Genomic DNA, 12143 nt, shown 5'->3' on the forward strand with positions numbered 1-12143 from the left:
GGTGTCGAACAGGCGGCCAGCAAGGCGGGCTATCCGGTGAAGGTGCCCTTCGCGCCGGGCCGCGTCGATGCGGCGCAGGACCAGACCGACGTGGCATCGTTCGCGTACCTCGAACCCAAGGCCGACGGTTTCCGCAACTTCTACACGGCCGACTACCGGCTCGACCCGGCCGCCGCGCTGGTCGACAAGGCCGACGCCCTGAACCTGACGGTGCCGGAGATGACGGTGCTGGTGGGCGGCATGCGCGCGCTGGGCGCCAATGCCGGCAAGTCGAGCGCGGGGGTCTTCACCGCGACGCCGGGCAGTCTCGACAATGCCTTTTTCGTCAACCTGCTTTCGATGGACACGGTCTGGTCGAAGAGCGCGGCGCCGGGGCTCTATGACGGCAAGGACCGCAAGACCGGCAAGCTGCGCTGGACCGCGAGCCCGGTGGATCTGGCGTTCGGGTCGAACTCCGAACTGCGCGCGGTGTCGGAGGTCTACGCCTCGGACGATGCGAAGCAGAAGTTCGTGGACGACTTCGTGGCGGCGTGGGCGAAAGTGATGAACGCCGACCGGTTCTGACCCTAAATCCTCCCTGTCGCGAAGCGATGGGGAGGTGGCAGTCGCGCCGCGACTGACGGAGGGGGAACCCGCGCGCCTTCGCCCCCTCCACCACCGCTTCGCGGCGGTCCCCCTCCCCATTGCTGCGCAACGGGGAGGATTCCGCACAAACGCCAAGGGAGGAGGCGCCCATCGGCGCCCCCTCCCCTGCATTCTCCCTCAGGGCATTCTCCCCGAGGGGAGCTTCGATCAGAGACCGATCACGCCACCGTCGTTCTTGGTGATCGCGATCAGCGCCGAACGCGGACGCACGCTGGCGGCCGGCGTGCTGCCGTCCTGCGAGTACGGCCAGTGGCTGGTCGGCGCCGAGTAGGAGCCGCCCTCGCCAGGGTGCTGGATGCCCACGAACAGGGTGCGGCCGTCCGGCGTCTGGTCGATGCCGGTGATCTCGCACTCGACCGGGCCGACGAGGAAGCGGCGCAGGTTGGCCGCGGTCGCCTTGGCGCCGACAAAGGTGTTCTGCGTGTTGCCCGCGTTGTTCACCGTGTAGGCGCCGCCGTCACCGACGTGACCGGGGATCGCGGCGAGCAGCATGCAGTTGGTGCGGTCGGTCAGCGCGCCGTCGTCGGTCTCGATCCACATCAGCGGATTGATCTGGCCCGAGGGGTTGGTCGAACGCGAGAAGTACGCGCCGTCCGGGCTCGAGAAATCGTTCGCGGTGGTGAGGCCCGAGATGTTGACGTTGGTGGGGTCAGCATCGGTGGAGTCGGCACCGAAGAGGTAGATGTCCCACTTGAACGTCGTGGCGCTGGTGGTGTCGCCGTCTTCGCGCAGACGCACGATGTGGCCGTTCGGGTTGCCGGTCTGTGCCGAGTTCGACGGACCCTTGGGGTCGTTGTACGAGCGCGGGTTGGCAGCGTTGGTGCCGGTGACCGGGCGGAACGAATTGTTCGAGTTGGTCAGCGTCAGGTAGATTTCACCGGTGACCGGGTTGCCCACGGTCCATTCCGGGCGGTCCATCGGCGTCGCGCCTACCGCGTCGGCGGCGAAGCGGGTGTTGACGCAGATGTCGGCCTGGCTGGTGAAGGTGTACTCGGGGTAGGTGCCGCTTGCCGGACGCTTCGGGAAGGTCGGGCTGTAGACCAGCGGCAGCCAGGTGCCGGTGCCGTCCGCGTTGAAGCGGGCGACGTAGAGCGTACCGGCGTCGAGGTACTTGTCACCCACCGCAAGGCGGTCGGTGGCGTCGGCATCGGCAGCGGCCCAGGTCTCGTTCGAGACGAACTTGTAGAGGTATTCGCCGCGCGAATCGTCGCCCATGTAGGCGCCCAGCTTCTGCCCGGCGGCGATACGCACGAAAGCGCCTTCGTGGCCGAAGCGGCCCAGCGCGGTGCGCTTGCGCGGGGTCGAGGTGGGGTTGTACGGGTCGATCTCGACCACCCAGCCGTACTGGTTCGGCTCGTAGCGGAAGTCGTCGGTTGCGGCGGCCCCGGTGATCGTCGCGTTCCAGCGGGTGAAGCGCGTGTCGGTGCTCGACGCGGTCGACCAGCTGTAGTTGCCCGAGCGGCTGGTGATGCCGTTGCGCCGCAGCGAGGCCAGTTCGGCCGGGGTGCGCTTGGCGTCGTCAGCCGCATCGCGGCGGAAATAGCCCGCGTAGTTCTCTTCGCAGGTGAGGTTGGTCTTCCAGCCGGTAACGCCGTTGGCGCAGTTGTTGATGGTGCCGCGACCGGCGGTGCCATCCTTCGAGTAGGCGGTGACGAGGAACGCCGAACCCGCCGCCGGGCCGTGGAACGACATCGGCGTGTTGGGGGTGATGCGGCGGTTGAAGGTGCTGTCCTGCTTGTAGGTCCACTTGCGGTTGCCGCCGTCGACATACTCGACGACCGAGACGCCGTGGCACTCGATCTCCTTGAGCGCTTCGGCCAGCGGGCGCGGCGCGGCGCTGGGACCGGCCGGGTGCAGGTAGGTCTCGGTGATGTTCTCGTGGTTCTGGACCATCAGGCCGCGCGTCGAGCTGTTGCGGTCAGGCGTGCCCGAAGCCGAGAGGCCGAAGTAGTGCAGCGCGTCGTGGTGGTCGCCGATACGCTTGTCGAAGTCGGCGTCGCTGCCGTCGTTGGCATAAGCCGAGACACCGGCGGCGATCGGGTCGCCGAGGCGGGTCATGATCGTGACCGAGTAGCCTTCCGGAACCATCGCGACGTCGCTCAGCGAGTGGGCGACGGCGGTGAAGCCGAGCACTGCGGGCGAGACGCGCACGGTGGTGGTCGCGGTCACGGCCTCGCCGATCAGCGGCTTGGCGCTGAACTGGAAGACGAGATCGGTGGCGGCCGCAACGGCAGGCGCGATGAAGGTCACGGTCGCGCCGCTGCCCATCAGCGCGACTTCGGGTCCGGTGCGCTGGTTCCAGCCCGCATCCTGGCCGTTGCCAGAGACGGTGCCGGTCAGCGTGACGACGCGGCCCGCGCTGGTGGCGACGCTGCTGCCCGCCGAGACGGAGACGGCGCCGCCGATGCTGCCGCCTTCGCCGTCGTCACCGCAGGCGGCGAGCAGGCTGGTGCCCATGAAGGCCATCGTGGTCGCCCCGGCGCCGCGGAACATGGCGTTGCGGCGCGAGTAGCGCTCCGCCGCCATGCTCTCCAGCGAGCGCTGCGTGGTGTCATTGGTATCGACGTCACCGTCCGTATAGGCGGTGACCGGATTCATCTCGGTCATGGTTATTGCCCCCTTATTGGTCGCGAGGGCGAGTGCTAGGGGTCATTCATGACGTGAAAGTGCCAGTTCGATGGCATATCGATGGCGTTATCCTGACCGTATTGCGACGATGACCCGAAACGGCCCGTCGCGACGGGGTTCAACCCTCCTTGGGATAGACGTCCCCGAGCACGCGGCGGAAATGCCCTTCGACCTGGTCGTTGCAGGCGCAGGCGCGGTTCTTCAGCCCTTCGCGGTCGAGCACCTCGATGCCGCCGCGACGGGTGCGCACCATACCGTCGCGCTTGAAACGCTGCAGCACCCGGCTGGCGTAGCTGCGGCCGATGCCCATCATCGAGGCGAGCTGCTCCTGCGTCATCGTCACGTCGTTGCGCCCGATCCGGTCGACGGCCGCCGAGAGCCACTTCGCCGCGCGCTGCTCGATCGTGTGGACGGCATTGCAGGCGATCGACTGGAACACCTGCGCCATCACGCAATCGGCATAGCGTGCGAAAAGATGCGCGATCGCGGGCGAGCGCTCCTTGGCCGCCTCGATATCGCGCGAGGCGATGCGCAGGAACACCCCGTCGTGCAGCACGTTTGCCCGCGCATAGGCCGGGAGCGAGCCGTGGCTGACGATCCCGCCCAGCGCCCCTTCGCGGCCCACGAGGATGGTTTCGACCGCCGTGCCGTCCTCCATCTCGACGAAGTAGGAACACATCGCGCCGCCGGTCGGAAAATAGCAGTAATCGACGCTGTCGCCGGGCTGGTAGATGATTTCGCCCGACTTCAACCGGCACTCGCCCAGCTTAGGCTCGATCAGCGCGAAGTCGTCCTGCCGCAGCGCCGTGAGCAGGTCGCTGCCGGCGATCGCGGCGGCGGAAACCGGGCTTGTCTGCGGGATCGTGCTCATTTGTGCTCCTTGGGCGGCTCGGCGTGACGCATGGGCGTGACGACCGGAAGGGCCGACGCAAAGGGTCGCAATCCTGCGCCGTCCGGAAACGACAACCCAGCCAAGGGCCTACGGTTCCAGGATGCGGTCATAAGTGAACAGACCGTCCGTTTCAGAGATGCTATGTGTTACTCAGGAACATTATCCGGGATCATCTGTTCCCGGACCCAGGCGTGCCTTGTCGGTCCGCTTGCAAACGGCCCTCGCGGCCTTATTCGGATAATCATGCAAGACGCCCTCGGATCGCCCGTAATGCCCGACATGCTGACCGTGCTGCGCGAAGCGACCGGCCCCTCTCACGAGCGGCTGGACGCATCCTTCGGCGCGCTGGACCTGATGACCCGCGACGGGCTCGGGCGCTTCCTTGCCGCGCACGCCGCCGGGCTGGAGCCGATGTTCCCTGCGTTCCGGGGCTTTCTGGAGAGCGAACTCGGCCTCGAATGCCCGGACTATCCGGCCATGCTGCGCGCCGATCTCGATGCTCTCGGCGTCGATGCCGTGCCCTCTATCGAGACGCCTGCCGGGCTCGATGCGGCAGGCGGCGAGGCAGGCATCGCCTATGTCGTCTCGGGCTCGCGCCTTGGCCTCGTGGTCATCCGCCAGCGCGGCTACTGGGGCGAAGCGAAGGGCTTCCGCTCCGCCTACATGAGCGACGGGCGCGGCCACGACGCGTGGAAGGCGCTCGTCCCGGTCCTGCGGACCCGCACATATGCGCCCGATCAGGCGGAGGCGCTGCGCACCGCCGCCCTCGCCGCGTTCGAGACGTTCTCGCGCGCGTTCGCCGCCAGTGCCGGCCTCGCGGCGCGTGTCGATGGCTGACGCGATGCACCAGGTAGACCTGTCCACCTGCGACCTCGAGCCGATCCACATCATCGGCCGCATCCAGAGCTTCGGCTGGCTGCTGTCGTTCTCCAGCGACTGGATCATCAACCACGTCTCGGTGAACTGCACCGACCTGTTCGGCCGCGACGCACGCGATCTCGTCGGCCTTTCCGCCACCGAGTTCCTGTCGCAGGAAGCCCTGCACGACATCCGCACGCGCCTGCAGATCCTTGGCAGCGCGGGCACCGTCGAGCGCATGTTCGAGGTGGACCTGATCGGCGACGGCCGCGTCTTCGACGTCGCCGTGCACAATTCCGGCCGCTCTTTCATATTGGAAATCGAGCCCCACGAAGGCGGCAAGCGCCGCGACTTCGTCTCTTACGTGCGTCCGATGATCGAGCGGCTCCGCCAGTCGCCCTCCATCGAGCAATTGTGCTCCAGCGCCGCGCGCCATCTGCGCGGCCTCACCGGCTTCGACCGGGTGATGGTCTACCGCTTCGAGGGAGACGGCGCGGGCGAAGTCATCGCCGAGAGCCTGAACGGCATGGTCGACAGCTTCAAGGGCCAGCACTTCCCCTCGTCCGACATTCCGGCGCAGGCGCGCAAGCTCTACACCCGCAACCTGCTGCGCATCATCAGCGACGTCGACGACCCGACGGTGCCGATCATCCCCGCGACCAATCCCAACGGCGATCCGCTCGACCTGTCGATGTCGGGCCTGCGCGCGGTGTCGCCGATCCACATCGAATACTTGCGCAATATGGGCGTGAAGGCGTCGATGTCGGTCTCGATCATGCGGCGCGGCAAGCTGTGGGGGCTGATGGCCTGCCACCACTATTCGCCGCTGACGCTGTCCTATTCGGTACGCACCGCGAGCGAGCTGTTCGGCGAATTCTTCTCTTACCTGCTGGAGCAGAAGGAGACCGATTTCTCGACCGAGAAGCGCGCGGAATCGATGCGCCTCCACGACGAGATCATGGCCCGCGTCGCCGGCGGCGGATCGCTGCTGGAAGCCTTCGACGACTTCACCGATTCGATCCGGCAGGTGATCCCCTTCGACGGCGTCGTCGGCTGGGTGGACGGCCGCTTCATCGGCCACGGCGCGGTGCCCGATCAGACGCAGTTCGCCACCCTCGCGCGGTTCCTCAACACCGCCGGGGCCAGCACGGTCTGGGCCTCGGACAACATTTCCGCAGTCTACCCGCCTGCGGCGGAATGGGCGGACAAGGCATCGGGCCTGCTGGCCCTGCCGGTCAGCCGTTCCCCGCGCGACTACATCGTCCTGTTCCGGGGCGAGGCGGTGCGTGAGGTCAAGTGGGCGGGCAATCCCGAAAAGGCCATCGAACTCGGCCCCAACGGCGCGCGCCTGACCCCCCGCAAGAGCTTCGAGATCTGGCGCGAGGAGCGGCGCGGCTATTCGCGTCCCTGGACCGACGAGGAAGTCTCCTCCGCCGAAGCGCTGCGCATCACCCTGCTCGAAGTCGTGCTGCGCCTGTCGGACGCCGCCAACGTCGAGCGCGAGCAAGCCAGCCAGCAGCAGGACATGCTGATCGCGGAACTGAACCACCGCGTGCGCAACATCCTCAACCTGATCCGCGGCCTCGTCGCCCAGAGCAAGGAAGGCGCGCGCACGATCGACGAATTCGCCGAGATCGTCGGCAGCCGCATCCACGCCCTCGCCCGCGCGCACGATCAGGTGACGCGCAAGGACTGGTCGCCCTCCTCGCTCTACGACCTGATCCGCACCGAGACCGACGCCTATGCCAGCCACTCGCTGGACCGGGTGGTGATCGACGGGCCGGACGCGCTGATCGCCCCCGCCGCCTTCACCACGCTGGCGCTGGTGATCCATGAACTGATGACCAATTCGTGCAAGTACGGCGCGCTGTCGGATTCGCACGGGCAAGTCACCGTGACGCTGAACCGCAGCGACGACGGCGCACTGGAGATCGACTGGCGCGAGGAAGGCGGTCCGCCGGTCCGGGAACCCACCCGGCGCGGCTTCGGCTCGACCATCATCGAGCGCACCATTCCGCACGAACTGGGCGGCTCGGCCTCGGTGATCTACCCGGTGGACGGGTTGCACGCGCTGTTCCTGATCCCCTCCGACCATATCTCCGGCTTCGAGACCCCCGGCGCGGTCCTGCGCGAGCCGGTGAGCGAGCCTCCGCAACCCGCCGAGTTCACCAAGGAACTGGGCTCCGGCGCGGCGCTGATCGTGGAGGACAACGTGATCATCGCCATGGAGGCGGAAGACGTGCTGCGCGGCTTCGGCTTCACCGACTGCCGCATCGCCGGCTCCGTCAACGCCGCGCTCGGCATTCTCGAAGGCTCCGACGTGAGCTTCGCGATGCTCGACGTGAACCTCGGCAAGGATACCAGCGAGGCGGTCGCCCACGAACTGGAAGCGCGGGCGATCCCCTTCATCTTCGCCAGCGGCTACGGCGAACGCTCGCTGCAGTCCGGCGCGTTCAAGAGCGTGCCGGTGGTGACCAAACCCTACGGCGAACGTGACGTGCGATCGGCGATCGGCCGGGTGATCAAGGGGCGGTAGGAGCCCCTTGCCAAACTCTGCCATGGGCGTAGATTTTACGGGATGACCACGATGAACATCTCGCTTACGGAACCGCTCAAGCAGTTCGTCGATCGGCAGGTTTCCGGCGGCGGCTACGACAGCAGCAGCGAGTATGTGCGTGACCTGATCCGCAAGGAACAGGACCGCCAGTCCTTGCGCGACCTGCTGCTTGACGGTGCCCGATCCGCTCCAGGTGCAACGGCGGACGATGCCTACTTTCAGGATTTGAGAAGCCGGGTCCGCCACTCGGAATGACCGCCAAGCCCGTAGTCCCGCGCGAACGGGCTCATCTCGACGTCCGGGACACCATCGATCACTACATGCGCGATGCGGGGGCCCCGGTTGTGCTCGATTTCATCGACGCGCTGCAGGCGGCCTATCGCACCATCGGCGAGCACCCGGGCATCGGCTCACCACGCTATGCCCATGAACTCGACGTGCCCGGGCTGCGTCATCGCCGCCTGCGGAACTTCCCGCAGATCGTGTTCTATATCGAACAGCCCGACCACATCGACGTCTGGCGCGTGCTCGATGCCCGGCGAGATATTCCCCAGCAGCTGGCTCCGGAGGCTGACGAGTAGCCCTCACGCCCGCATCCGCTGCTCCCCATGCGTGGCATTCCAGCCGTCGACCCAGCCGCGCACGTCCTCGTAAGGCATCGGGCGGCAGATGCCGTAGCCCTGGCCGCAAGTGCAGCCCATCGCCACCAGCATCGCCTGCGTCTCCGGGTTCTCCACCCCCTCGGCCACCAGCGGAATGCCGAGGCAGTCGCACAGCACCACCAGTGAGGTCACCAGCGACTGGTCGAACCGGCTCTCGGTAAAGCGCGCGATGTAGGAGCGGTCGATCTTGATCTCGCGCACCGCGAACTCGCGCAAGTAGCCGAACGAGGTGAACCCCGCGCCGAAATCGTCGATCGAGAGCGAAACGCCGTGGTCCTGCAACTGCTCGATCACCCGCTTGGCCTGCGAGGGGTGAGCGATCAGCGCGGTCTCGGTAAGTTCGAGCACGACATGCGCGGGATCGACCCCGTGCCTGCGGATGGATTCCACCACATGGCCGACGAAGCCCGGCCGCTCCAGCATCCGCGCCGAGACGTTGATCGAGATGCCCGCACCGTCCAGCCCCGGCTCCAGCCGCGCGTACTGGCCCAGCACGGTGTCGAGCGTCAGGTACGTGAAGTCCTCCAGCAAGTGCGACTGCTCCACCGTCTCGATCAGCGCATCGGCGGGCACCGGGCCGTTGTCGGGGTGCGTCCAGCGCACCAGCGCCTCGAAGCCGAGCACCTGGCCCGAACGCATGTCCACCTTGGGTTGCCAGTGCCAGTTGAACGCCCGCGCGCCCATCGCGTCCTCGATGTCGTGGAGCAGCGTGCGCTCGTCGGCGCGGACCGGGCGGCGCTGTTCGCCGCGTGCGATCACCGCCTTCTCGGCCCCGCGCTTGGCCTCGTACATCGCCTCGTCGGCGGCTTCCGTCAGCCCGTCGGGCGAGAAGCCGAGCTGCGGGCACAGCGAAATACCCATCGAGGCGCCGACGTAGAGCAGCCGCCCGTCGTGGACGATCGGCTGCTCGATCAGCTCGGTCAGCTTGGTGGCGACGGCCAGCGCGGACTCCTCGCCGTCGACGTTCTGCAGCAGCACCGCGAACTCGTCCCCGCCCAGCCGCGCGATCGTGTCCACCTCGCGCAAGTGCTCGCGCATGCGGCGGCCCAGCGTGATCAGCACCGCATCGCCCGCCGCATGGCCGAGGCTGTCGTTGATCTCCTTGAAGCGGTCGAGGTCGATCATCATCACCGCGAACGGATCGCCGCTGCGCCGCGCCCGCGCGCAGGCCTGCGAGAGCCTGTCGGCGAACAGCGTGCGGTTGGGCAGGTCGGTCAGCGGATCGTGGAGCGAGCGGTGCGTCAGTTCCTCCTCCGCGCGGCGCATGTCCTGCCGGTACTTGCGCCAGGCGATCCCCTCCTCGACCGAGGCCGCGACCCGCTCGGGCGAGAGCGAGCGCTTGGACAGGAACTCGGTCATGCCCGACTTGATCGAGTCCGCCGCGATCTGCTCGTCGGTATGGCCGGTGACGGCGATGATCGGCACGTCGGGGTCGATCTCGGCACGGATCTCGGGCAGCAGGTCGCGCCCGTCGCCGTCCTTCAGGCCGAAGTCGAGAAAGACGATGTCGAAATGCGCCTGCGGATCGCGGATCATGTCCAGCGCCTCGGCCTGTGAGGCGGCCTGCTCCACGGTGATGTTGCGGGGAACGCGGCGCAGCAGGCGCAGCAATTTCTCCCGGTCGACGTCGTCGTCATCGACGATCAGCGCGTGAATGTCCTGAGTACCGTTGTGCAGGTGGTCCATGGGAGGAAGGAATCCTTGCGTGAGGGGGGCCGCCGTCAGGGCAGCTCCTGCGTGCGAGCATACTTGCCGATGAAATCGGCGAGGCGAGCGAACTGCGGACCGACGGCGGACTTGACCATGTAGCCCGCGACGTGCCCGTCGTAGGCACGGCTGCGGTCCTGATCGCGGGCCGAAGTGGAGAGTACGAAGACCACCGTGCGGCGCAGGTCCGGGTCGGCGCGCAGGGCGTCGAGGAACTGGAAACCGTCCATGCCCGGCATGTTGAGGTCCAGCAGCACGATCACCGGCGTTTCTATCTGCTTGTCCGGATGGCGGCCGGTGAGGATCGCCAGCGCTTCCCCGCCGTCACCCGCCGTGACGGTGCGGCAAGGCACCTCGTATTTGCGGAATGAGCGCAGCACGCCTTCGCGCGCGACGTCATCGTCATCCACCAGCAGCACGGTCACGTCGTTGTAGTTGGCAGTTTTCTTTGGTGCGGATCGGGGTGCGACCAGATCAATCATCATCTTCGTTCTCTCGCAGAAGTATGCGGGGCCAGTGGACTTCGAACCTGGCGCCGCCGAGGGGACCCCGGCCCTGGACGGTCACCATGCCCCCATGGGCGTTGATCATGCGGCGCGTGAAGGCGAGCCCCACCCCGTCGCCGTCGGTCCCCGGCGAGGCGCGGTGGAACAGCTTGAAGATGCGGTCCTCGTTGCCGGGCGGGATGCCCTGCCCGTCGTCCTCCACCGTGAAGACGGTGAAGCGCCCCTCCTCGCGCACGGCGATGCGGATGTGGCCTTCCTTGCCGCCGTGGTGCTTGACCGCGTTGGACAGCAGGTTGCGCAGCGAAGTGGAAAGCGGCGCACGCGGGGCGACGATGTCGCCGCCCTGCACGTCGACATCGACCTCGAACCCCTCGGGAATCGCCGTCAGTTCCAGCGCTTCCTCGACCAGTTCGTGCGGATCGATGCGGTGCATGCGGGAATCGCGCACCCCGGCGCGGGCGTAAGCCAGCAGGTCGTCGATCATCTGCTCCGAACGCTCGATGCGCTGGGCGATGCGGTCGAAGTTGTGCACCACGTCCTCGGGCAGTTCTGTGCCTTCGAGGTCCTCGCGGATCCAGCTCACCAGATCCGCGATACCCCGCAGCGGCGAGCGCAAGTCGTGGCTGGCGACATAGGTGAATTCCTCAAGCTGCGCATTGGTCTGCTGCAGCGCGCGTTCGGAGCGCTTGCGGTGCGAGATGTCACTGACGATCGCCATGTAGAGCGGCTGGGCGCTGCTCTCGAATTTGGTGAGCGCGATCTCGACGGGAAACTCGCGCCCGTGGCGGTGCAGCGCGGTGACGTCGCGATCGCCGCCCATGAGGCGCGACTTGGGGGCGGCCGCGTATCCGGCGATCTGCTCGCCGTGCCTTGCGCGGTATCGCTCGGGCAGCAGCATGTCGATCGGCTGGCCGATCATCTGCTCCACCTTCCATCCGAACTGGACCGCAAGCATGGCGTTGGCCTGCGCGATCCGGCCCTTGCCGTCCACCACCACCACGCCCAGCGGCATGCTTTCGAACATCTGGGTGAAGCGGCGCTCGGCGGTGATCTCGCGCGTCATGTTGCGCAAGTAGACGACCGCGCGGTCGCCCTCCTCGCCCGCGACGGGCGCAAGGGTCATCGTCACGGTCGGGCGCGAACCGTCGGCGCCGTGCAGCACCATCTGGCGCGACCAGGTGCCGCGCGTCTCCATCGAAACCTTGAAGAAGACCTCGAACATCTGCCGCAGCGTCTCGGCATCGTCTTCGGCGAACCACATGAACTGTTGCGCAGCGCCTCGGCATCGGGCTCGGCCAGCAGCGAGGCGGCAGCGGCATTGCCGAAGGCGACCACGCCCGCCGCATCGACGATCAGCGCGGCGATCGGGGCATGGACCAGCGGCGCGTGGATGTCGGTTGTCGTCATCGGCGTCGCCAGCATCGCGTGTCCTGTCCTGCGGGAGACGTGATGCCGAACGAGCTTGAACTTCGTTGCAGCCACGGCCTCCGGGTGGAGCGCCGGAAACCGCGCTGCGGCCCCCGTACCCGACGAGGGGTACACCGGGGCGGTTATCGACCTGCGAAGCCAGACCTAGGGAGCTGTCCCTAGACCCGGCCTGTCGCAACGATTGCAGTGGTTAAATTTGTGTGAGAGCGGCCGCTGTCCATGCGCTCGGGGCCGCGCGCAGCACTTTCGTCATCCCCGCG

General features: G+C 67.2%; 11 protein-coding genes. 6 read left to right on the forward strand and 5 right to left on the reverse strand.

The features are described 5' to 3' along the window. The coding region (locus tag LH128_RS19640; RefSeq protein ID WP_008831428.1) for a peroxidase family protein at positions 1-564 on the forward strand (564 nt) is incomplete at its 5' end. Between the two features lie 228 nt (positions 565-792). On the opposite strand, the gene LH128_RS19645 is transcribed toward LH128_RS19640, so the two are convergent. Beyond that, positions 793-3252 (reverse strand): PhoX family protein, encoded by a 2460-nt coding sequence (locus LH128_RS19645; RefSeq protein ID WP_008831429.1) that lies wholly within the window; start codon positions 3250-3252, stop codon positions 793-795. 139 nt (positions 3253-3391) lie between these two features. Further along, entirely contained in the window at positions 3392-4144 is a 753-nt protein-coding gene (locus tag LH128_RS19650) for a Crp/Fnr family transcriptional regulator (RefSeq protein ID WP_008831430.1), read from the reverse strand. 264 nt (positions 4145-4408) lie between these two features. Between LH128_RS19650 and LH128_RS19655 the strand changes: the two genes are divergently transcribed. From LH128_RS19655 to LH128_RS19670, 4 genes are read left to right on the forward strand one after another with little or no spacing between them, the layout of a single operon-like run. Beyond that, positions 4409-5002: a biliverdin-producing heme oxygenase gene (locus LH128_RS19655; RefSeq protein WP_172705114.1), complete on the forward strand. Its 594-nt coding sequence runs from the start codon at positions 4409-4411 to the stop codon at positions 5000-5002. Beyond that, positions 4995-7559 (forward strand): HWE histidine kinase domain-containing protein, encoded by a 2565-nt coding sequence (locus LH128_RS19660; RefSeq protein ID WP_008831432.1) that lies wholly within the window; start codon positions 4995-4997, stop codon positions 7557-7559. The genes LH128_RS19655 and LH128_RS19660 overlap by 8 nt, the downstream gene beginning before the upstream one ends. Positions 7560-7601: 42 nt before the next feature. After that, on the forward strand, positions 7602-7835 hold the full coding sequence (locus tag LH128_RS19665; RefSeq protein WP_037520419.1) for a type II toxin-antitoxin system ParD family antitoxin: 234 nt from the start codon (positions 7602-7604) through the stop codon (positions 7833-7835). Beyond that, positions 7832-8161: a type II toxin-antitoxin system RelE/ParE family toxin gene (locus LH128_RS19670; RefSeq protein ID WP_008831434.1), complete on the forward strand. Its 330-nt coding sequence runs from the start codon at positions 7832-7834 to the stop codon at positions 8159-8161. Before LH128_RS19665 ends, LH128_RS19670 begins: the two co-directional genes overlap by 4 nt. 3 nt (positions 8162-8164) lie before the next feature. Here LH128_RS19670 and LH128_RS19675 read toward each other — a convergent pair whose 3' ends face one another. Genes LH128_RS19675 through LH128_RS19685 form a run of 3 tightly spaced genes read right to left on the reverse strand, consistent with a single transcriptional unit; the run spans position 8165 to position 11716 of the window. Further along, entirely contained in the window at positions 8165-9928 is a 1764-nt protein-coding gene (locus LH128_RS19675) for a putative bifunctional diguanylate cyclase/phosphodiesterase (RefSeq protein WP_008831435.1), read from the reverse strand. 35 nt (positions 9929-9963) lie between these two features. After that, positions 9964-10434 carry a response regulator gene (locus LH128_RS19680; protein ID WP_008831436.1) on the reverse strand — a complete coding sequence of 157 codons (471 nt, stop codon included), beginning with the start codon at positions 10432-10434 and terminating at the stop codon, positions 9964-9966. Beyond that, positions 10424-11716 (reverse strand): sensor histidine kinase, encoded by a 1293-nt coding sequence (locus tag LH128_RS19685; RefSeq protein WP_008831437.1) that lies wholly within the window; start codon positions 11714-11716, stop codon positions 10424-10426. The genes LH128_RS19680 and LH128_RS19685 overlap by 11 nt, the downstream gene beginning before the upstream one ends. Positions 11717-11722: 6 nt before the next feature. Here LH128_RS19685 and LH128_RS19690 point away from each other — a divergent pair, with 6 nt between their 5' ends. After that, on the forward strand, positions 11723-11905 hold the full coding sequence (locus tag LH128_RS19690; protein WP_008831438.1) for a hypothetical protein: 183 nt from the start codon (positions 11723-11725) through the stop codon (positions 11903-11905). Positions 11906-12143: the final 238 nt, after the last annotated feature.

Source organism: Sphingomonas sp. LH128, assembly GCF_000293195.2.
GTDB lineage: Bacteria > Pseudomonadota > Alphaproteobacteria > Sphingomonadales > Sphingomonadaceae > Novosphingobium > Novosphingobium resinovorum_A.